The organism is Rhodoferax sp. TS-BS-61-7, assembly GCF_002943465.1.
In the GTDB taxonomy this organism is placed as follows: Bacteria; Pseudomonadota; Gammaproteobacteria; order Burkholderiales; family Burkholderiaceae_C; genus Allorhodoferax.
The window spans coordinates 1,017,067-1,038,408 of sequence record NZ_PTQY01000001.1; the positions used below are offsets into that span (position 1 = coordinate 1,017,067).

Annotated in this window: 17 protein-coding genes and 1 pseudogene; 12 read left to right on the forward strand and 6 right to left on the reverse strand. The window is 62.2% G+C overall.

What is annotated here, in order from left to right; genetic code table 11:
• Positions 1-76 precede the first annotated feature (76 nt).
• Positions 77-1,024, reverse strand: coding sequence for a LysR family transcriptional regulator (locus tag C5F53_RS04795; RefSeq protein WP_105260143.1), 948 nt, complete (start codon positions 1,022-1,024; stop codon positions 77-79).
• A gap of 65 nt (positions 1,025-1,089) precedes the next feature.
• Between C5F53_RS04795 and C5F53_RS04800 the strand changes: the two genes are divergently transcribed.
• Positions 1,090-1,653 carry a nitroreductase gene (locus C5F53_RS04800; RefSeq protein ID WP_105260144.1) on the forward strand — a complete coding sequence of 188 codons (564 nt, stop codon included), beginning with the start codon at positions 1,090-1,092 and terminating at the stop codon, positions 1,651-1,653.
• A 48-nt stretch (positions 1,654-1,701) separates the two neighbouring features.
• Here the strand turns inward: C5F53_RS04800 and apbC are convergent, their stop codons facing one another.
• The gene (gene apbC, locus C5F53_RS04805; RefSeq protein WP_105260145.1) at positions 1,702-2,793 is read right to left on the reverse strand and encodes an iron-sulfur cluster carrier protein ApbC; all 1,092 of its coding nucleotides are present in this window, start codon (positions 2,791-2,793) and stop codon (positions 1,702-1,704) included.
• A 99-nt stretch (positions 2,794-2,892) separates the two neighbouring features.
• Between apbC and C5F53_RS04810 the strand changes: the two genes are divergently transcribed.
• The gene (locus tag C5F53_RS04810) at positions 2,893-4,176 is read left to right on the forward strand and encodes a patatin-like phospholipase family protein (RefSeq protein WP_105260146.1); all 1,284 of its coding nucleotides are present in this window, start codon (positions 2,893-2,895) and stop codon (positions 4,174-4,176) included.
• On the opposite strand, the gene C5F53_RS04815 is transcribed toward C5F53_RS04810, so the two are convergent.
• On the reverse strand, positions 4,177-5,112 hold the full coding sequence (locus tag C5F53_RS04815; protein WP_105260147.1) for a LysR family transcriptional regulator: 936 nt from the start codon (positions 5,110-5,112) through the stop codon (positions 4,177-4,179). It abuts the gene before it with no gap.
• 119 nt (positions 5,113-5,231) lie between these two features.
• Between C5F53_RS04815 and C5F53_RS04820 the strand changes: the two genes are divergently transcribed.
• Positions 5,232-5,843, forward strand: a complete 612-nt coding sequence (locus tag C5F53_RS04820; protein ID WP_105260148.1) for an FMN-dependent NADH-azoreductase — start codon at positions 5,232-5,234, stop codon at positions 5,841-5,843.
• Between the two features lie 111 nt (positions 5,844-5,954).
• Here the strand turns inward: C5F53_RS04820 and C5F53_RS20065 are convergent, their stop codons facing one another.
• On the reverse strand, positions 5,955-6,449 hold the full coding sequence (locus C5F53_RS20065; protein WP_146097297.1) for a hypothetical protein: 495 nt from the start codon (positions 6,447-6,449) through the stop codon (positions 5,955-5,957).
• 36 nt (positions 6,450-6,485) lie between these two features.
• On the reverse strand, positions 6,486-7,022 hold the full coding sequence (locus tag C5F53_RS04825) for a PadR family transcriptional regulator (protein ID WP_105260149.1): 537 nt from the start codon (positions 7,020-7,022) through the stop codon (positions 6,486-6,488).
• 124 nt (positions 7,023-7,146) lie between these two features.
• Between C5F53_RS04825 and C5F53_RS04830 the strand changes: the two are divergent.
• The 5 genes and pseudogenes from C5F53_RS04830 to nadB all read left to right on the forward strand — a co-directional run.
• A pseudogene (locus C5F53_RS04830) lies at positions 7,147-9,168 on the forward strand (FAD-dependent oxidoreductase); the annotation flags it as partial.
• Between the two features lie 582 nt (positions 9,169-9,750).
• Positions 9,751-10,563 carry a crotonase/enoyl-CoA hydratase family protein gene (locus C5F53_RS04835; RefSeq protein WP_105260151.1) on the forward strand — a complete coding sequence of 271 codons (813 nt, stop codon included), beginning with the start codon at positions 9,751-9,753 and terminating at the stop codon, positions 10,561-10,563.
• A gap of 321 nt (positions 10,564-10,884) precedes the next feature.
• On the forward strand, positions 10,885-13,071 hold the full coding sequence (gene metG / locus C5F53_RS04840) for a methionine--tRNA ligase (protein WP_105260152.1): 2,187 nt from the start codon (positions 10,885-10,887) through the stop codon (positions 13,069-13,071).
• 33 nt (positions 13,072-13,104) lie between these two features.
• Positions 13,105-14,775: a SulP family inorganic anion transporter gene (locus tag C5F53_RS04845; RefSeq protein ID WP_105260153.1), complete on the forward strand. Its 1,671-nt coding sequence runs from the start codon at positions 13,105-13,107 to the stop codon at positions 14,773-14,775.
• A 30-nt stretch (positions 14,776-14,805) separates the two neighbouring features.
• On the forward strand, positions 14,806-16,404 hold the full coding sequence (nadB, locus tag C5F53_RS04850) for an L-aspartate oxidase (RefSeq protein WP_105260154.1): 1,599 nt from the start codon (positions 14,806-14,808) through the stop codon (positions 16,402-16,404).
• Here the strand turns inward: nadB and C5F53_RS04855 are convergent.
• Positions 16,401-17,309, reverse strand: a complete 909-nt coding sequence (locus C5F53_RS04855; protein ID WP_105260155.1) for a LysR family transcriptional regulator — start codon at positions 17,307-17,309, stop codon at positions 16,401-16,403. The two genes, nadB and C5F53_RS04855, sit on opposite strands and share 4 nt — an antisense overlap.
• An 89-nt stretch (positions 17,310-17,398) precedes the next feature.
• Between C5F53_RS04855 and C5F53_RS04860 the strand changes: the two genes are divergently transcribed.
• The 4 genes from C5F53_RS04860 to C5F53_RS04875 are packed head-to-tail and all read left to right on the forward strand — an operon-like array spanning position 17,399 to position 21,306.
• Positions 17,399-18,367, forward strand: a complete 969-nt coding sequence (locus tag C5F53_RS04860; RefSeq protein ID WP_236635213.1) for a tripartite tricarboxylate transporter substrate binding protein — start codon at positions 17,399-17,401, stop codon at positions 18,365-18,367.
• 16 nt (positions 18,368-18,383) lie between these two features.
• A complete protein-coding gene (locus C5F53_RS04865) occupies positions 18,384-19,241 on the forward strand; it encodes a MaoC family dehydratase N-terminal domain-containing protein (RefSeq protein WP_105260157.1) in 858 nt (285 codons plus the stop codon).
• A 21-nt stretch (positions 19,242-19,262) separates the two neighbouring features.
• Positions 19,263-20,444 (forward strand): CaiB/BaiF CoA-transferase family protein, encoded by a 1,182-nt coding sequence (locus C5F53_RS04870; protein WP_105260158.1) that lies wholly within the window; start codon positions 19,263-19,265, stop codon positions 20,442-20,444.
• Positions 20,445-20,457: 13 nt separating this feature from the next.
• On the forward strand, positions 20,458-21,306 hold the full coding sequence (locus C5F53_RS04875) for a CoA ester lyase (protein ID WP_370446703.1): 849 nt from the start codon (positions 20,458-20,460) through the stop codon (positions 21,304-21,306).
• The last annotated feature ends 36 nt before the right edge of the window (positions 21,307-21,342 follow it).

Below are 21,342 nucleotides of genomic sequence, written 5' to 3' on the forward strand. Positions count from 1 at the left end.
GCAGACTACGAAATAACCTTTAAAAACCAGGGTCGCTAGCCGGCGTTTGTACACCAGTTTTCTTGACCAAAATCAATTAAAACGGTAACAAAAGCCCGCTATATGTCGCCGCATGGCGCAACCATGCGGCATCGTGCGCCAGCGCCTGGGCGGCCTCCATCGCCCTGGAAGGCCGCACCTGCGCATGGCTCATAAAACCGATGGGCGTGAGCACCTGCGGGCTCTCCAACGGCAGTGCCTCCAGCTCACGGTAGCCACGCACTGCCGCCACCAATGCCCCCGGCATCACACTGCACACCTGCCCGTCCACCACGCTCAAGGCCATGGTCAAGATGGAGTTGGTTTCAATGCTGGCCTGCACCTGGCAGCCCACACTGGCAAAGGCGGCGTTAACGATGGTGCGGTTGTGCATGTCGGGCGTGAGTAAGCACAGAGCGTGCCCAGCGGCGGCCTGCCAAGTGAGTGGCGCCCCCACCTGCAATTCAACCGCATGTGGCACGGCAGCACGACGTAACAAAAAGTAATGTTCCACATACTGCGGCAGGGCCTTGAGCTTGCCGCCACGCAAGCCCATGCGCTCGGTGTAACCCAGGCCCAAATCGATCGAGAGGTTGTCCAGCCGGTTCTCCAGCTCCGACGAACTAAGGGACAGCACCACCGGCATGATGCCCGGGTGGCGTGCCTGCAGCATGGCGGCAAAACGCGCTGCAATCGGCATGGCCGTGGGCACCGCCCCGATGGTCAAGCCACCGGCCGGGCGGTCCACCGTGCTCTTGAGTGTTTGCTGCAACACCAACTGCTCATGCAGCATGCGCTGCGCAGCCGACAGCACCTGCTCGCCCTCCTGGGTCAGCCCTGCAAACGTGCGCCCCCGGTGAACAATCACCACCCCAAACTCCTCCTCCAGCGCACGCAAGGCATTGGAGAGCGCGGGCTGGGTGATGTGACAGGCCTCGGCAGCGCGCGCAAAGTGGCGGTGCTCATTCAGCGCCACCAGATATTTCATGGAAGCCAGAAGGTTCATGTCGCAAAGTCCGGTGGTTGAGGGGAGCGCGATTATGCGGGCGCGCCTGCTATTCTTGCCCCGCCATGAACACCTCTACCGCACTCGACACCCTGCTCAGCCGCTATTCGCTGGGCGTGAAACACCTGACCGAACCCGCCCCCGATACCGCCCAGCTGCAGACCATGGTGGCCGCTGCGCTGCGCGCGCCCGACCATGCCGAGCTGGTGCCGTTCCGGCTGGTGGTGGTGCGGGAACACGCGCGCGACCGGCTGGCCGATCTGTTTGCCGAGCACGCCCTGCGCAAGGGCAAAGACACGGAGGGCGTGGCCATGGAACGCGAGCGCGCCCTGCGTGCGCCAGTGACGGTAGCGGTGCTGGCCCGCATCGACCTGGGCCACCCGCTGGTGCCCGCGCACGAGCAGTGGATGTGTGTGGGTGGTGCCGTTACCAACTTTTTGAACGCGGCCCATGCGCTGGGTTTTGCCGGCAAGATGCTCAGCGGCGACAAGGCACGCGCGCCGCACATCGCACAGGCCTTTTGCGAGCCTGGCGAAACCCTGGTGGGCTGGATTGCGCTGGGCACGCCTACCCGCACACCGCACGGCGAAGCACGCAAAGACACGACACAAGCGCTACGTTTTTGGTAGCTTCTCGCGCAATATTCATGGGCCTTATAGCCCTATTTCATCTAAAAATCAGCTGTTCTTGCTGATCGTGATGGTGGGGAACTTGCTGGAAAAGTCTTTGGCCTGCGCCGCAATCTTCACCGCTACCTGGCGCGCCATGCGCTTGTAGATACTGGCCACCTCGCCATCGGGCTCGGCCACCACGGTGGGGCGGCCGCTGTCGGCCTGTTCACGGATGTGCAAGGCCAGCGGCAAGGCGCCCAGGTAGTCCATGCCGTAGCCCTCGGCCATCTTCTTACCGCCATCGGCGCCAAAGATGTGTTCCACGTGGCCGCAGTTCGTGCACACGTGCACCGCCATGTTTTCCACAATGCCCAAGATGGGCACGCCCACCTTCTCGAACATCTTGATGCCCTTCCTGGCATCCAAGAGCGCAATGTCCTGCGGCGTGGTCACCACCACGGCGCCGGTCATGGGCACGCGCTGGCTCAGCGTGAGCTGGATGTCGCCGGTGCCGGGTGGCATGTCGACGATGAGGTAGTCCAGGTCTTTCCAGTTGGTCTGGCGCAGCAGCTGCTCCAGCGCCTGCGTGGCCATGGGGCCGCGCCAGATCATGGCCTGGTCGCCGTCCACCAAAAAACCGATGGACATGACCTGCACACCGTGGTTGCGCATGGGGTCCATGGTCTTGCCGTCGTCGGATTCGGGGCGGCCTTCGATGCCCATCATCATGGGCTGGCTGGGGCCGTAGATGTCGGCGTCCAGCAGGCCCACGGTGGCGCCCTCGGCGGCCAGGGCCAGGGCCAGGTTGGCGGCGGTGGTGCTCTTGCCCACGCCGCCCTTGCCGGAGGCCACGGCCACGATGTTCTTCACACCCGGCAACAGCTGCACACCACGCTGCACGGCATGCGGAATCACCTTGGTGCTGGGCGTGATTTGCACGCTGGTGACACCGGGCACCGTCTTGGCGGCGGCGCTCAGCGCATCCACCATCGCGGGCCACTGGCTCTTGCACGGGTAGGCCAACTCCAGGTCCAGGCGCACGTCGCCGCCCTGTACCGTGAGGTTCTTGAGGGCCTTGGTGCTGGCAAAGGTCTGCTGGGTGTTGGGGTCGATGACGCCTTGCAAGGCGTCGTGGATAACTTGTGCGGTCACGGACATGAATGAAAACTCCTGAATGCTGGGAGTCTATCGAACTGCTAGGGTTTACCCCGCGCATTTAACTGTTTACAAGCCCGGGCGGCTTTTCATAATGGACCCATGCACCAAGCCCCACCACCCCCGCCCACCACTGGCCTGCTGCTGACCGGTGGTGGCGCCCGCGCGGCCTACCAGGTGGGCGTGCTCGAAGCCATTGCCGACATCCGCCTGGCCTGTGGCGCGGGTGACCAGCCCAACCCCTTCCCCATCATTGCAGGCACCTCCGCCGGTGCCATCAACGCCGCCGCGCTGGCCTGCGGTGCCGACAACTTTGACACCACAGTGCGCATGATTGCCCACACCTGGCGCAACTTCCGCGCCGAGCAGGTCTACCGCGCCGACCACCTGAGCATGCTGCGCTCCGGTGCGACTTGGCTCACGCTGCTCTCGGTAGGTTGGCTGCTGGCCAAGTGGCGGCGCATCAAGCCACGCTCGCTACTGGACAACACACCACTGGGCGAACTGCTGCACAAGCTGGTGCCGCTGGAGCGCATCCCTGACCTGGTGCGCGAGGGGCATCTGCAAGCGCTGGCCGTTACCGCATCGAGCTACAGCACGGGCGACCACGTCACGTTTTTTGAGGGCGACAAGCGCCTCATGCCCTGGGTGCGCACGCAGCGTTTTGCGGTGCGCGACCGCATCACCCACGCGCACCTGCTGGCGTCCAGCGCCATCCCGTTTGTGTTTCCGGCCACGCAGCTGCACATCAACGGGCGCGACGAATACTTTGGCGACGGCTCTATGCGGCAGAGTGCGCCGGTGGCACCCGCTATCCATTTAGGCGCTGAACGCATTCTGGTGGTGGGCGCCGGGCGTATGCACGAGCCCAAAAACGAAGCCCACCTGCACACCACCAACACCTACCCCAGCATCGCCCAGATTGCCGGCCACGCGCTGTCCAACATCTTTTTGGATGCGCTGGCAGTGGATGTGGAGCGGGTACAGCGGGTCAACCAGACCATCAAGCTGGTGCCCGAAGAAGCGCGCAAGGCCAGCGCCCTGAAACCCGTGGATCTGCTGGTGATTGCCCCCAGCCAGCGGCTGGACGCCGTGGCCTCGCGCCACGTGGGTGACCTGCCACACGCCGTGCGCACCATGCTGGGCGGCGTGGGCGTGTCGTCCCAAAAGGCGGATGTGAAAGGCGCCGCACTGGCCAGCTACCTGCTGTTTGAAAGCGGCTACACCAGCGAGCTGATGGCCCTGGGTTACGCCGATACCCAACGCCAGCGCGCCGAGGTCTGCAAGTTTTTTGGCTGGGTAGACCCCGAGGCCATCACCGAGCCCGGCGCCCTGGCCTCCACCACCCGGCCTGAGCGACGCTTGGACCCACTGCGCCTGCGCTGATCAATCGATCGAGGGGCATCCCGGCGGCAGCTTGGGCATGCCCTCGTTGTTGGTGTGTTCGTCCAAAAAATCTAGAAACCGCCGCACCGCCGGCACCATGCCGCGGCGAGACGGATACACCGCGTGGAAGATGCCGCGTGGCGGCGCCCAGCCCGGCAGCACATGCACCAGGCGGCCTTCTTCCATTTCGCGGCGGCACATGTAGTCGGGCAAAAAACACATGCCCGTGCCCTGCAGGGCGGCAAATTTGAGCGTGAGCAGGTCGTCGGCCACATAACGTGGCTGGTGCACCAGGGTGTGCACCGCACCGCCGGGGCCATGCAGCACCAGCGTGGCACGGCCATCCACCGCAGACATGGAAACCGTGTCCATGCGCGCCAGGTCGTCGATGGAGGCGGGTTGCCCCTGGCGCTCCAGCTGCAGCGGGCTAGCCACCAGCACCGTGTTGGATTCGCCCAACTTCTTCACCACCAGGCTGCCGCTGTCGTCCAGCGTGGGGCGCACGCGCAGGGCTACATCCACCCCCTCCTCCACCAGGTCCACCACACGGTTGCTCACCCGCATGTCCACCCGCACCAGCGGATGGCGCGCCAGAAACAGCGCCATGATGGGCCCCACCGTGCTCTGCGCCAGCGTCACCGGGCAGGCCACACGGATGGTGCCCCGTGGCTCGGTCTGCACCTGCTCCACCGCCTCGGCTGCCGCCTCGGCCGCATCGCGCATGGCGATGCAGTGGCGCAGGTACACCTCGCCCACCTCGGTGACCGAGAGCTTGCGCGTGGTGCGTTGCAGCAGGCGCACGCCCAGGCGGGTTTCCAGCTCGGCCACGCGGCGCGAGAGTTTGGATTTGGGGATGCCCAGGTGCCGGCCCGCGGCCGCAAAACCACCGCGCTCCACCACCTCGGCAAAGTACAGCATGTCATTGGTGTCTTGCATATAAACGCCTTACATTGTTCTAAATTCAGGACAATCTAACGCAAATATGCTGACTTATCAAACATTCGACTTTCAATGAAACTAGTCCCATCGAACAACCACCTCTTGAAGGACCTGTCATGAAACTCTTGCACATCGACTCCAGCATCCTGAGCGCCAACTCCGTGTCCCGCCAATTGACCAAGGACACCGTGGCCCAGTGGGTGAGCAACCACCCCGGCACCACCGTGGACTACCTGGACCTGGCCGTGGACACCCCCAGCCACCTGTCTGCTGACTCCCTGGGCTTCCGCGCCCCGGCCGGTGCCGAGCAGAGCGACGTGCAGAAGCGTGAAAACGCCATCTCCGAAGCCCTGGTGACCCAGTTCCTGGCGGCCGACGTGATCGTGGTGGGCGCACCGCTGTACAACTTCAGCATCCCCAGCCAGCTCAAGGCCTGGATTGACCGTATCGCCCAAGTCGGCCGCACCTTTAAGTACACCGAAACAGGCCCACAAGGCCTGGCTGGCGGCAAGACCGTGATCGTGGCCTCCACCCGCGGCGGCGTGTACTCCACCAACGACTGGGGCCGCGCGGCTGAACACCAAGAGAGCTACCTGCAAACCGTGTTCGGTTTCCTGGGCATCACCGACGTGCGCTTTGTGCGCGCCGAAGGCGTGGCCATGGGTGACGCGAAGAAGGCGGAAGCCCTGCAAGAAGCCGCCAACGGGATTGCCAAGCTGGCAGCCTGAACGGTAGATTGAGCGGCGCTGGTTCATATGAACCAGCACTGCAAAAACGACAAAGCCCGGCATCGAGAGATGTCGGGCTTTGTCGTTTTGAGGATCCTATTTCGAACACAACTAATTAGCGGCAGACAAATGAGTTTTTTTATTTTTTCTACTTGATTTGAATTTTCTCATTATTAGAAAAAATATCACCCCAACAAATATTTTGACGATCCAGACTTCTGCGTAATCGTTTTCATCATGCTTGTAAAGCGCAAGCCTCTCGTCGGCTGGAATGCCATAGATTTTTTGAGTTTTCACATCACTTATTTGCACCAAAACACGCGAAGAAGGATCTGTTGATTCAATCCAACGAATCTCGACTATGTTGCCAATCAAGTCGCTGCTACAAGATGTAGAGGTAAAACCAAACAAACGACTAAAACCACCAACATATTTCTTGTCATTCACAACATATGTTCCGCCATTTGCTTTGTTGGATGGTCCTCCGTAACACTTGGCAACTCCTATTTCACTATGGATGCTTTCATATTCAAAATGAGGAAAAGGAAAGCCATTCCATAAGAATACAAATAACCCATAAAAAATACCGAATGCCAGATATTTCATAGTTGATTTAATTAAGACGGAATTATCATTTTCTTTTCACCCAAGCTCCAAAACCCCCAACGCCTCCCGCGCCCAGGCGATGCTCCCCTCCTCATACATGATCCCCTTCTTCAAGATCAGGTGCTGCAACCGCGCAGCCCGCGGCATCGCGTCACCCCGCGCAAAGTCGCGCGCCTCAATCGCGCGGTAGTGCGCCAGGCGCTCTGTGTGGTGGGCGATGCGTTCGTGCAGTTCGCCGCTTAAATCCACCTCACCCAGCGCCGCATCGGCGCGCAGCTTCACGGTGAATTCGTCGCGCAGGTCGATAGGGGCCGTGGGCTCCTGCGTCCAGCGCACCAGCTCGGCACGGCCGGCGGGCAGCACCTTGTATTCGCGCTTGCGGGTGGCGCCGGCGTCGGGGGCGGTGTCGGAAACGATCCAGCCTTTGTCTTCCATGCGGGCCAGTTCGCGGTAGATCTGCTGGTGGGTGGCGTGCCAGAAGTAGCCGATGGACTTGTCAAAGCGGCGCGCCAGCTCGTAGCCGGAGGACGGTTTTTCGATCAGGGAAGTGAGCACAGCGTGGGCAAGCGACATGCGGGCGAGTCTAAGGGCAGCCCTCTAACTATGCAACCAGTTGCATAAACTTCGCTAGACTTCTACACTGCTGCAACTGGTTGCATAGTTAGCCCGCAGCCACCCAACAACAAAGGAGACACCCATGACGACGCCCGCCCCCACTTACCCGAACATGCTCGCCCCGCTGGACCTGGGCTTTACCACCCTCAAAAACCGCGTGCTCATGGGCTCCATGCACGTGGGCCTGGAAGAAGCCAAAGACGGCTTCACCCGCATGGCCGCCTTCTACGCCGAGCGCGCCAAGGGCGGCGTGGGCCTGATCGTGACCGGCGGCATCGCCCCCAATGACCGCGCCCGCCCTATGCCCGGCGGCGCGGCCATGACCAGCCAAAAGGAGGCCGACAAGCACAAGGTGGTGACCGAGGCCGTGCACGCCGCGGGCGGCAAGATTTGCATGCAGATCCTGCACTTTGGCCGCTACGCCTACCACCCCGAGCTGGTGGCGCCCAGCGCGCTGAAGGCGCCCATCAGCCCCTTCCGCCCGCACGCGCTGACCACCGAGGAAGTGGAGCAGACCATTGAGGACTACGCCAACGCCGCCGCCTTGGCGCAAAGCGCGGGTTACGACGGCGTGGAGATCATGGGCTCCGAGGGCTACCTGATCAACGAGTTCATCGCCCGTCAAACCAACCACCGCGACGACGCCTGGGGTGGCAGCTATGAAAACCGCATCCGCTTTCCGCTGGAGATCGTGCGCCGCACGCGGGCGCGAGTCGGCGCTAACTTCATCATCATCTTCCGCCTCTCTATGCTGGACTTGGTCGAAGGCGGATCTACCCAAGAAGAAGTGGTGCAACTGGCGCAGGCGCTGGAGGCGGCGGGCGTCTCCATCCTCAACACCGGCATCGGCTGGCACGAGGCGCGCATTCCCACCATCGCCACCAAGGTGCCGCGTGCGGCATTTGCCTGGGTGACGCAGCAACTCAAGGGCAAGGTGAAGATTCCGCTGGTGGCCACCAACCGCATCAACACGCCCGAGGTGGCCGAGCAGATTTTGGCGGACGGCATGGCCGACATGGTGAGCATGGCCCGGCCCTTTTTGGCGGACGCCGACTTTGTGGCCAAGGCTGCGGCCGGCAAGGCCGACACCATCAACACCTGCATTGGCTGCAACCAGGCCTGCCTGGACCACACCTTTGGCGGCAAGATCACCAGCTGCCTGGTGAACCCGCGCGCCTGCCACGAGACGCTGATGGTGGCCACACCCGCGCCGCGCAAAGACCGCATTGCCGTGGTGGGCGCAGGCCCGGCCGGGCTGGCCTTCTCTACCGAGGCGGCCAAGCGCGGCTATGACGTGACGCTGTTTGACGCGGCCAGCGAGATTGGCGGCCAGTTCAACGTGGCCAAGCAAGTGCCGGGCAAGGAAGAGTTTTACGAGACGCTGCGCTACTTCGGCACGCAGATTAAAGCCACCGGCGTGACGCTGCAACTGGGCAAGCGCGTGAGCGCGCAAGACCTGACCGCCGCTGGCTTCAAGCAGGTGGTGTTGGCCACAGGCGTGAGCCCGCGCAAGCCCGAGATTGAAGGCATCAACCACCCCAAGGTGCTGGGCTATCTGGATGTGTTGCGCGACAAAAAGCCCGTGGGCCAGACCGTGGCGCTGATTGGCGCGGGCGGCATTGGTTTTGACACGGCCGAATACCTGCTGCACGAAGGCACCAGCCCCAGCCTGGACCAGGCCAAGTTCTTTGCCGAATGGGGCGTGGACACCGCGTTTGCCCACGCCGGTGGCCTGAAGCCCGCGCACATCGAGAAGACGCCGCGCAAGGTCTACCTGCTGCAGCGCAAGACCAGCAAGGTGGGCGACGGCCTGGGCAAGACCACGGGCTGGATCCACCGCACATCGCTGAAGAACCGCCAGGTGGAGATGGTCAATGGCGTGACCTACCGCAAGGTGGACGACGCCGGCCTGCACATCACCGTGGGCGACAAGGACATGGTGCTGCCGGTCGACAACGTGGTCATCTGCGCGGGGCAAGACCCGCAGCGTGAACTGCAGGCTGCGCTGCACGCCGCAGGCGTGACCGTGCACCTGATTGGCGGCGCCGATGTGGCTGCCGAGCTGGACGCCAAGCGCGCCATCAAGCAAGGCACGGAGCTGGCCCTGGCCTTTGGCGCCGAGAAAGCCGAAGCGCCCGAAGCAGGCGTAGCACCCACGCTGAACCAAACCCTGCCCGCACCCGTGGCAGCCAGCCTGAAGCTGTGGCACCAGATGATCGAGGAGAAGAACCTGGGCGAGCTGGCCAGCATCCTGCACCCCAAGGCCGTGTTCCGCTCGCCCATGGCGCACACGCCCTACCCCAGCGCACAGGCGGTGCAGCTCATCTTGGGCAATGTGATTCAGGTGTTTGAGAATTTCAAATACCACCGAGAGCTGGCCAGCGCGGACGGGCTGAGCCTGGTGCTGGAGTTCAGCGCGCAGGTGAATGGCAAGGACCTCAAGGGCATCGACATGGTGCAGTTCGATGCCGAGGGCAAGATCGTGGACTTTGAGGTGATGGTGCGCCCCATGAGCGGCCTGCAGGCCCTGGGGGATGAAATGGGCAAGCGCCTGGCGCCCTACTTGGCCATGATGAAGCCCGCCAAGGTCTGACTGCGCACGCCTTAGACGCTATATTTTTTATAGCTTCTTGCGCATATTCCACCTGGGCTAGCGGCCTAAAACACTTATAAACAGGAGACACACATGCAATTTGAAACCCTCAGCGTCACGCTGGAAGCGCACATCGCCACCGTGCGCCTGAACCGGCCCGACAAGGCCAACGCCATGAACGCCACCATGTGGCAAGAAATCCGCCAGGCCTTTGAATGGGTGGACCGCACACCCGAGGCACGTGTAGCCGTGTTGCAGGGCGAAGGCAAGCTGTTTTGCGCGGGCATCGACCTGCAGATGATGATGGGCATGAACGCGCAGATTGCCAACGACTGCGACGGCCGCTCCCGCGAGGCCATGCGCCGCGTGATCCTGGACATGCAGGACACGCTGACCAGCCTGGAACGCTGCCGCAAGCCTGTGCTGGCCGCCATCCACGGCGGCTGCATCGGCGGTGGTATCGACCTCATCACCTGTGCCGACATGCGCTACGCCAGTGCCGACGCCTACTTCAGCATCAAGGAAATCGACATTGGCATGACCGCCGACGTGGGCACCCTGCAGCGCCTGCCTAAGCTGGTGGGCGACGGCATCACGCGCGAGCTGGCCTACACCGGCCGCAAGCTGGAAGCCGAAGAGGCGCAGAGAATCGGCCTGGTGAACCGCGTGTTCGAGAGCCGCGAGGCGCTGTACGCCGGGGTGCAAGAGATTGCGGCCACCATCGCTGCCAAGTCACCCCTGTCCATCCGCGGCACCAAGGAAATGATCACCTACGCCCGCGACCACAGCGTGGCAGACAGCCTGAACTACATCGCCACCTGGAACTCCGCCATGCTGATGAGCCAGGATTTGACCGAGGCGATGACGGCGAACATGCAGAAGCGGGCGCCGGTGTTTAAGGACTGAACGTCCCTTCGCTCATCCGTCTTTGGCTGAGCCCGCAGCAGGCTTGGGGTACGTACCTCCGCTCGTGTCCCCCGCCCGCTCCAGCGGGCTCCTCCTTTACCTCGCTGCGGCACGCACCCCAAACCTGCTGCTGCGAAGAGAGGAGTTTCTTGCTGGCGAATCAAGACGCACCACGCAGGATCAGGTGGGCTGGGCGTTTTGCGTAGGTAAAGGAGGAGGCCGAAGGCCGGGGGACACGTAGCAAAACGTCCAGCCCACCTGATCCCCTACAAACGGGGGCCGACTAAAATCCCCAGTTCCTCCGTGAAAGTCGATTTCCCCATGCCCCGCCAACTCTTCGTCACCACCGCCCTGCCCTACGCCAACGGCAACTTCCACATCGGCCACATCATGGAATACATCCAGGCAGACATCTGGGTGCGGTTCCAGCGCATGCAGGGCAATGCGGTGAACTTTGTGGGCGCGGACGACACGCACGGCGCGCCCATCATGATTGCGGCCGAGAAGGCCGGTGTCACGCCCGAGCAGTTTGTCGCCAACATCGCCGCAGGCCGCAAACAGTACCTGGACGGTTTTCACATCAGCTTTGACAACTGGCACAGCACCCACTCGCCCGAAAACACCGAGTTGGCCCGCCAGATCTACCGTGACCTGCGTGACCGTGCCGACGGCTCGCTGATCGAAGTGCGCACGATTGAGCAGTTCTTCGACCCCGCGAAGAACATGTTCCTGCCCGACCGCTACATCAAAGGCGAGTGCCCCAAGTGCCACGCCAAAGACCAGTACGGCGACAACTGCGAGGTGTGCGGCTCGGTCTACGCGCCCACCGACCTGATCAACCCGTTCTCGGCCCTCTCCGGCGCCAAGCCCGAACTCAAAAATTCCGAGCACTTCTTCTTCAAGCTCTCTGACCCGCGCTGCGTGGAGTTTCTGGAGAACTGGACACAAGGCCCTGATGAAACTGGCAAGCCGCGACTGCAGCCCGAAGTGGCCAACAAGATCAAGGAATGGTTCAGTGTGCGCACCAACCCTGATGGCACCACCAGCGAAGGCCTGGGCGACTGGGACATCAGCCGCGATGCGCCCTACTTCGGCATCGAGATTCCCGATGCGCCGGGCAAGTACTTCTACGTGTGGCTGGACGCCCCCGTGGGCTACCTGGCCTCCCTGAAAAACTGGTTCGACAAGGGCGGCCCCAAAACCAAGCACGGTGACACGCGCAGCTTTGACGAGTACATGGCCGCTGCCGACACCGAGCAGTACCACTTCATCGGTAAAGACATCGTCACCTTCCACACGCTGTTCTGGCCCGCCATGCTGAAGTTCAGCGGCCGCAAGACGCCGAACAACGTGTTTGTGCACGGCTTCCTGACCGTGAACAACGGCGAGAAGATGAGCAAGAGCCGCGGCACCGGTCTGGACCCGCTCAAGTACCTGAGCCTGGGCATGAACGCCGAGTGGCTGCGCTACTACCTTGCGGCCAAGTTGTCCAACCGCAATGAGGATATTGACTTCAACGCCGATGACTTCATGCTGCGGGTGAACAGCGATTTGATTGGCAAGTTCGTGAACATTGCGTCCCGTGCGGCAGGCTTTTTGACCAAGCGCTTTGACGGCAAGCTGACCAGCGACTTTGGCACCCAAGGCAGCGCGCTGCTGGCAGAAATCCGGGGTGCTTCCGGCGCTTTGGCAGCCAACTTTGAAGCCCGCGAGTACAGCAAGGCCACCCGCGAAGTCATGCTGCTGGCCGACAAAGTCAACGCGTATGTCGACCAGAACAAGCCCTGGGATCTGGCCAAAGATGTCGCAAACAACGAAGCCCTGCACCAGGTGTGCTCAGTTCTGATCAACGCATTTGACGCATTGAGCCGCTATCTGGCCCCTGTGCTGCCAGGCTTGGCGCAAGCGGTGCAAAGCTTTGTGGGCCGCCCCATGGACACCTGGGCCGTGGCCGGCGATGTGCAAGCCATCCAGCCCTACCAGCACCTGATGCAACGTGTCACCCCCGAGCAACTCGACGCACTTTTTGAGCCTAAAGAACCTCTAGCCCCCGCAGAACCTGCGCAAGCAGCTCCTAAAAAGGTAGCAAAGTCCGCGCCTGCTGCTATCCCCGCAGACCCCAACGCCCCCGGTGGCGAGGCCTTGGCGCCCACCATCAGCATCGACGACTTCGCCAAGATCGACCTGCGCATTGCAAAGATCGTGAACTGCGAAGCCGTGGAAGGCTCCACCAAGCTGCTGCGCCTCACGCTCGACGTGGGCGAGAAAAATGCCGAAGGCCAGCCCACTACGCGCAATGTGTTCAGCGGCATCGCCAGCATGTACAAGCCCGAAGAGCTGGTGGGCCAGCTCACCGTGCTGGTGGCCAATCTGGCGCCGCGCAAGATGAAGTTCGGGATGTCCGAAGGCATGGTCATGGCGGCCAGCCATGCCGATGAAGGCGCCAACCCCGGCATCTACATCCTCAACCCCTGGCCCGGCGCCCAGCCCGGCATGCGCATCCACTAAGGCCCCCCCTTTACGCTCCAGCCCCCGCGCCGCATGCAAGCTCCATTGGAATTCCGCCCCAAGCTCTTGCAGGCTTTACAGGGCTATTCCCGCCAGCAGTTTTGGGGCGATGTGGGAGCCGGGCTCACAGTGGGCGTGGTCGCGCTGCCCCTGGCCATGGCCTTTGCCATTGCCAGTGGGCTCAAGCCTGAGGCGGGGCTGTTCACCGCCATCATTGCGGGCTTTCTCATATCGGCCCTGGGTGGCAGCCGTGTGCAGATTGGCGGCCCGGCCGGCGCCTTCATCGTCATCGTGTATGGCATTGTGGAGCGTTATGGCCTGGCCAACCTGATCATTGCCACGGCCATGTCGGGCGTCATGCTGTTTGCATTTGGCCTGTTCAAGCTGGGCACGCTGGTTCGCTTCATTCCCATCGCGGTGGTGATCGGTTTTACCAACGGCATTGCGGTGCTGATTGCGGTGTCGCAGGTCAAAGAGTTTCTGGGCCTGCAGGTGCCCCACATGCCGGGTAACTTCTTTGGCATTGTGCAAACCGTTTTCCAATCGCTGCACACCCTCAACGGCTATGCCACCCTGCTGGCACTGGCCTGCCTGGGCCTGATCGTGGGTTGGCAATGGGGCGTGCCGCGCCTAGCCCTCACACGGCCCTGGGCGCGCAAGTGGACACTGGTGCCGGGCTCCATCGTGGCGCTGGTACTGGCCACGCTGCTGGTCACGTTTTTCGGCATTCCGGTGGAAACCATTGGCACCCGGTTTGGCGGCGTGCCCAGCAGCCTGCCCACGCTGGACTGGCCCGAATTTTCGTGGGAAACCGCGCGCTTTTTGTTGCTGCCGGCCTTCACGCTGGCGCTGTTGGGCGCGATTGAATCATTGCTGTGCGCACGTATTGCCGACAGCATCATCGACGACCGCCACAATCCCAACCAGGAGCTGATGGCCCAGGGCATTGCCAACTTTGTGACGCCGTTTTTTGGTGGCATGCCCGCCACCGGCACCATTGCCCGCACGGTAACCAACGCCAAAAGCGGCGCCACCAGCCCGGTGGCCGGCATGGTGCATGCAGCCACACTCTTGCTGGTCGTGCTGGTGGCCGCACCGCTGGCGCACAACATTCCGCTGGCGGCCATGGCCGCCATCCTGATGTTTGTGGCCTGGAACATGGGCGAGTGGCGCGAGTTTGTGCACTTGCGCCAATACCGCCTGCCCTACCGCGCCACGCTGTTGGCGGTGTTTTTTCTCACCGTGGTGTTTGACCTGACGGTGGCGGTGGAAGTGGGCCTGGTGGCCGCCTGCATGACCTTCATTTACCGCATCTCCAGCCTCTCGCGCTGCGAACAGGTCAGCACGCAAGACTACCCGCCGCTGGCCGGGCTGGAGGCGCGTGTGGCGGCCCACCGGCTGCACGGCGCCATCTTTTTTGGCGCGGTCAAACTCATCGAAACGCTGGAAGACCGGCTACCCCAGCGCGTGCTGGTGCTGGACTTCAAGAACGTGCTCTACATCGACTCGTCGGGTGCCGATACGGTGGCCGACCTGGTGCGCACCTGCCATAAGCGGGGCGTGCGTTTTATCGCCTGTGGGCTGGCCTTCCAGCCACAGGATATTTTGCTGCGCTGTGGTGTGATCGAGGCCCTGGGCCCCGAAAACCTCAGCGCCACGCTGGCCCAGGCCCTGGAGCTGGCGGTGCACGACGCCCAAGGCTAGTGCGCCCTCCCCAACCAACCTTCTTTTTGCATGTCCGCTTCTACTTCCACCTCCCTGTCCTTTGACGTGCTCATCGTGGGCAGCGGCCTGGCCGGGCTCAGCGCAGCGCTCTTGCTGGCCTCCACCCACAAGGTAGCCATCCTCACCAAACGCGCTGTGCGCGAAGGCAGCAGTGGCTGGGCGCAAGGCGGCATTGCCGCGGTGTGGGACAAGGATGACAGCTTTGCCGCCCACGTGGACGACACGCTGGTGGCCGGTGCCGGCCTGTGCGACCTGGCGGCCACCCAGTTTGTGGTGGAGCAGGCGCCGCAGGCCATTGCCTGGTTGCAGAAGCTGGGCGTGCCGTTTTCGCAAGAAGACGGCCACCTGCACCTCACCCGCGAAGGCGGCCACAGCGCGCGGCGCATCGTGCATGTGACGGACGCCACGGGTGCGGCCGTGCAGCAAACGCTGATCGAAAAGGTCAAGGCCAGCCCCAACATCACCCTGTTTGAACACCACACGCTGGTGGACTTGATCACCACCGCCAAGCTGGGCCAAGCTGGGCCCAACCGCTGCGTGGGCTTGTACGCGCTGGACGACGACACCGACGAGGTGCTGACTTTCCAGGCGCCCCACACCATTTTGGCCACCGGCGGCGCTGGCAAGGTGTACCTCTACACCACCAACCCCGACACGGCGACGGGCGACGGCATTGCCGCGGCTTGGCGCGCGGGCTGCGCGGTGCAAAACATGGAGTTCATCCAGTTCCACCCCACCTGCCTGTACCACCCGCACGCCAAGAGTTTTCTCATCAGTGAAGCCGTGCGTGGCGAAGGTGGCCGCCTGCTGCTGCCCGACGGCACCCGCTTCATGCCCGCGCACGATCCGCGTGCCGAGCTGGCGCCGCGCGATGTGGTGGCGCGCGCCATCGATTTTGAAATGAAAAAAGGCGGCTTTGATTGCGTCTACCTCGACATCTCGCACCAGCCGCTGGCCTTCATCCAGGAGCACTTCCCCAACATCTACGCGCGTTGCCTGGAGCTGGGCATCGACATGTCCAAGCAGCCCATCCCGGTGGTGCCAGCGGCGCACTACACCTGCGGTGGCGTGCGCACCGACCTCTCGGCCCGCACCGAAGTGGCGGGCTTGTACGCCGTGGGCGAGACCGCTTGCACCGGCCTGCATGGCGCCAACCGTTTGGCATCGAATTCTCTGGTGGAGTGCATGGTGTTTGCGCGAGCAGCTACACATTTGATAGCAGATGAACTTACCCAAAGTGGAGGCACTGCCACCCTGACCCTGCCCGCCTGGGACGACAGCCGCGTGACCGATTCGGACGAGAGTGTGGTGATCTCGCACAACTGGGACGAACTGCGCCGCTTTATGTGGGACTACGTGGGCATTGTGCGTACCAACAAACGGCTGGACCGCGCCGCCCACCGCATTGCGCTGCTGCAAGGTGAGATTCAGGAGTTCTACGCACACTTCCACGTCACGCGCGATCTGCTGGAGCTACGCAACCTGGTGCAGGTGGCTGACCTCATCGTGCGCAGTGCCCAGGCCCGCCACGAGAGCCGCGGCCTGCACTTCAGCCGGGACTACCCCGGCATGCTGGAAGATGCGGTGCCGACCACGCTCACGCCTTAGGCTTTTTTCTTGGCTTGGAGTGCTGCGCGCAGGTGTTCGTAAAACACCTGCGACGGTGCGCTCAGGGTGGCACCGCGCAAAGTAGTGAGCCCCAGCTGCCGCGAGACCGCGGGCTGCAGCAAAGTTACGCCCACCAATGTGTGGTGATTTGCAGGTAGTGCTAGGCGAGGCACGGCTGCCATACCCAAACCCGCCTCCACCATGCCCAGCAAGGTGGCAATGTGGCTGACCTCAAAGCGATAAGAGGGGTTACAACCGGCCCGGGCCAAAGCGTCATCGAGCAACTGGCGGTTGCCACTGCTGCGCGCGACTGCAATCAACTTTTCATCCGACAAATCGGCCCAAGCAACTGAACGGCGCTTGGCCATGGCATGCCCGCGGGGCATGGCCAGCACAAACTCGTCATCGTAGATCGGCAGAAAGTCCACCCCGGGCACCTGGTTGCCCATGAAGCCGATGCCGAAGTCGCACTCGCCAGCCAGCACACTGGCAACGACCTGGCCGGCTGCCTCATCCATCAAGCGGATGCGGATCTTCGGAAACTTGTCGCTGAAGGAGCTGACCACCGCGGGCAAAAAGTGCAGCGCCGCCGAAGGCACGCAAGCCACGGTCACCCGTCCTATCCGGCTTCCTGCAATGTCAGAAATGCCCAGCATGGCCGCTTCGAGGTCGTCCAATGCCGCACGGGCGCGCTCTAGGAAAGTGCGTCCCAGCGGCGTCAACTTCACATCGCGGGTAGTCCGGTTAAACAGTTTGGCCCCCAAGATAGATTCCAGCCTCTCGATGCGCCGGCTCAACGCCGGAGACGACAGGTGGATCTCGTCCGCCGCAGCGCGGAAGCTACCTCGCTCCGCCACTGCTACAAAGGCCTGTAATTGCTGCAAGTCGAAATTGATGCGTGCCATGCACTAATACTAGCAAAAGTTGCAATTCACAAAATGACGGGCCAAGCGCAACATCCGCTCCATAACGATCTGGAGACAAGGCTATGCCCATGAAAAATTTGCTCACCGCCACGGTTGCCCTAGGTGCACTGTTTACACCGCTTACAAAGGCAATCGCCCAGGCGTGGCCTGAAAAAACCATCACCATCGTGGTCCCCACGGCTGCGGGGGGAGCCAATGACGCCATCGCCCGCATCATCGGCCAGGGCCTCAGTGCCAGACTTGGTCAGCCGGTGGTAGTTGAAAACAAGGCAGGCGCCGGAGGAGCCATTGCGTCCGATCACGTCGCGAAAGCCGCACCCGACGGCTACACCATCATGTTGGGCTACATCGCCACCCATGGCATCAACCCGGCCCTGCAGAAGCTGAAGTACGACCCGGTCAATGACTTCGAACCCATTGGCATGATTGCCGCATCCCCGACTGTGCTGGTGGTCAACAACAATGTGCCAGCCAAGAATGCGAAGGAATTGGTCCAGCTGATTAAAGCGAAACCCAACACCTTCAACTACGCCAGTGCAGGAAACGGCACAGCGCCTCACATTGCGGGCGAGTTGTTCAAGATGTCTGCATCTCTGGAAATGCAGGGCATCCCTTACAAGGGTTCGGCCCCCGCTGTGGTGGACACCATTGCAGGCAGCACCCAGCTCATGTTCCCCAGCATGTTTACCGCCTACCCCCAGGTCAAGGGCGGCAAGCTGCGCGCCTTGGGCATTGCCGGCGAGAAGCGTTCGATCGTGATGCCGGAGTTGCCAACGCTGGCCGAACAGGGCATTGCCAACGTGAACATGTCGCAGTGGTATGCGATGTTTGCACCTGCCAAAACGCCCAAGGCCGTCATCGACAAGCTGAACAAGGAAATGAATGCCATCCTGAACGACAAGGCGACCGAGAAAAAGATTGAGGACCAGGGCGCAGAAGTCGAGACAGGCACCCCAGACCAGCTCAAAGCATTCGTCAAAAAAGAAGCGGCCCATTGGAAATCGGTTGTGACGGCTGCCAAGATCCAAGTCGAGTGAGCCAGGAGCACACAGCATGAATTTGCAAGACTGGATCGGCCGCAGCGAGACCGTGGACGACATCGCGACTGCGACGCCCTACGCAGCGTTGTCAGCCACCCTGGACTGGCCTGCACCCTTGGCAGGACAACGCCCCCCTAAAGGGACGCCTCTGCCGTACCTGTGGCACTGGCTGTATTTCCTGCCGATGGTTGCCCAATCGGAAATCGGTGCGGACGGCCATGCCAAGCGTGGAAGCTTCTTGCCACCTGTTCCTTTACCACGCCGTATGTGGGCTGGCAGCGATTTCACATTTCACCAACCCTTGCTTCTTGGTGACTCGCTGCGACGTACGTCCACCATCGTGGACGTAAAAGAAAAATCCGGACGCACCGGCAACCTGATCTTTGTGAAGGTGCGCCACGAAATCAGCCGTAACGGGGAAGGCCAACCGGCCCTCACCGAGCACCACAACATCGTGTACCGCGATGCCCCCAAGCCCGATGACGTGGTGCCCGCACCCACGCCTACCCCGGCAAGCTCTGCGTGGGAGCGCCGCATCGTGCCGGACGACGTGCTGTTGTTCCGCTACTCCGCGCTGACGTTCAACGGCCACCGTATCCACTACGACCGGAAGTACGTGACTGAAGTAGAAGGCTACCCCGGCCTCATCGTTCACGGCCCGCTGATCGCCACCTTGCTGATGGACCTGTTGCGCAGCAACAAGCCCGATGCGGTGGTCAACCATTTCGAATTCAAGGCCGTACGGCCCACGTTTGACATTCACCCCTTCTCCGTGCACGGAGAGCCGTCTGCCGACGGAAAAACGGTGCGCCTCTGGGGCAGAGACCACGAAGGGTTTCTGACCATGGATGCCACCGCCACGCTCGTCTGACACCTGACCTTCTTCATCGCTATGCAACCACTCCAAGGCATTACCGTTGTCACGCTGGAACACGCCATTGCGGCTCCATTTGCCACCCGCCAGCTGGCCGACATGGGTGCCCGTGTCATCAAGATTGAACGCCCGGGCACCGGGGACTTTGCCCGGGGCTACGACGAACGTGTGCGTGGTCTGGCCTCGCACTTTGTCTGGACCAACCGCTCCAAAGAGAGCCTGACCCTGGACGTCAAACACGAGGAAGCGCAAAAAATCCTGATGCGCCTGATCATCGAGGAAGCTGACGTCGTGGTGCAAAACCTCGCACCGGGCGCCGCAGCGCGTCTGGGCTTGTCCTATGAAGCGCTTTCCAAGGTCAAGCCCGGCATCATCGTTTGTGACATCTCGGGCTACGGCAGCGATGGCCCCTACCGCGACAAAAAAGCCTACGACCTGTTGATCCAGAGCGAAGCCGGTTTCGTCTCCGTCACCGGCACGCCGGACACGCCTTCCAAAGCCGGCCCGTCGATTGCCGATATTGCCGCCGGCATGTATGCCTACACCAACATCTTGGCCGCGCTGATGCACCGCCAGCAAACCGGCCAGGGGCAGCGCATCGACATTTCCATGCTCGAGGCTCTGGGCGAGTGGATGAACTACCCGCTGTACTACGCGTTCGAAGGTGCGACTCCCCCGGCGCGCACCGGTGCCAGCCACGCCACCATTTACCCCTATGGCCCTTTTGCCGCCGGAGATGGCAAAACCGTCATGCTGGGCCTGCAAAACGAACGGGAGTGGAAGATCTTCTGTGACAAGGTTTTGCTGCAACCCCAACTGGCCAGCGAAGAACGCTTCTCCAGCAACGCCAAGCGCAGTGCCAAGCGCGCAGAGTTGTCTGCCCTGATACTGCAAGCCTTCTCCAGCCTCACCGCCGCTGATGTGGCGCAGCGATTGGAAGAAGCCGGCATCGCGAATGCCCAGGTCAACACCATGGCAGAGGTATGGGAGCACCCCCAGCTCAAGGCACGCCAGCGCTGGACCACCGTAGAAACCGCCAAAGGCACTGTGCCGGCCCTCATACCACCCGGCAGTTGGCAACACAGCGCTGCCCGCATGGACCCGGTGCCGGCACTGGGTCAGCACACTGATGCCATCCTCGCCCAGCAGGGCTACGACTCAGCCCGGATTGAGGCTCTGCGCGCGGAAGGCGCAGTCTGACTGCTGCATGAGCATGGCAGCCCCTTACACCTACCTTTTTGTTCCGGGTAACCGGCCCGAGCGCTTCACCAAAGCGGCGGCCAGCGACTCTGAGCGTGTCATCCTCGATCTGGAAGATGCGGTTGCACCCGCCGACAAAGCCGGTGCACGCATGGCCATTCACGACTGGATGCACGCCATCGCCCCCAATCACAAGCCTCAACGCTTGATGGTGCGCATCAACGACGCCCGCAGCAAATTCTTTGCCGACGACCTGGCCCTTCTGCGCACCTTGCCTGCCTGCGGAGTCATGCTGGCCAAAGCGGAGCGCGCTGAGGACCTGCAAATGGTTCGTGACGCCATGCAACCGGAAACAGAGTTGCTAGCCTTGGTGGAAACCGCCGCCGGCATCGCAGCTAGCCAATCCATAGCTAGCCACCCTAAGGTCACGCGACTCGCTTTGGGCGCGCTGGATCTGATGGTGGACCTGAACATCCCCGCCGACAGCCCCACGCTCACGCTGGCAGCCTCTCAGCTGGTATTGGCTTCGCGGGCCGCAGGGCTCGCTGCACCGGTGGCGGGCGTTACGCCCTCGGTTCTGGCTGAGCACACCCAGGCCGATATGCAGGACGCCTTGCGCATCGGGTTCGGCGCCAAGATGTGTATCCACCCCACCCAATTGGCAGGTGTACGTCGCGCGCTGGCGCCTCTCCCTGCAGAAGTCCAGTGGGCACAGGAAGTTGTCACTGCCTGGGATGCTGCCCATGCAGGCCAGGCCCCTACCGGAGCGCTCCAGGTGCAGGGAAAGATGGTGGACAAACCCGTCTACCTGCGGGCCTTGCGCCTCCTGGACCTCCATCACTTTTCACAAGCGGCCACCTGAGTCGCATCCCTATTCATTACGTCTCCATAGAAGGAA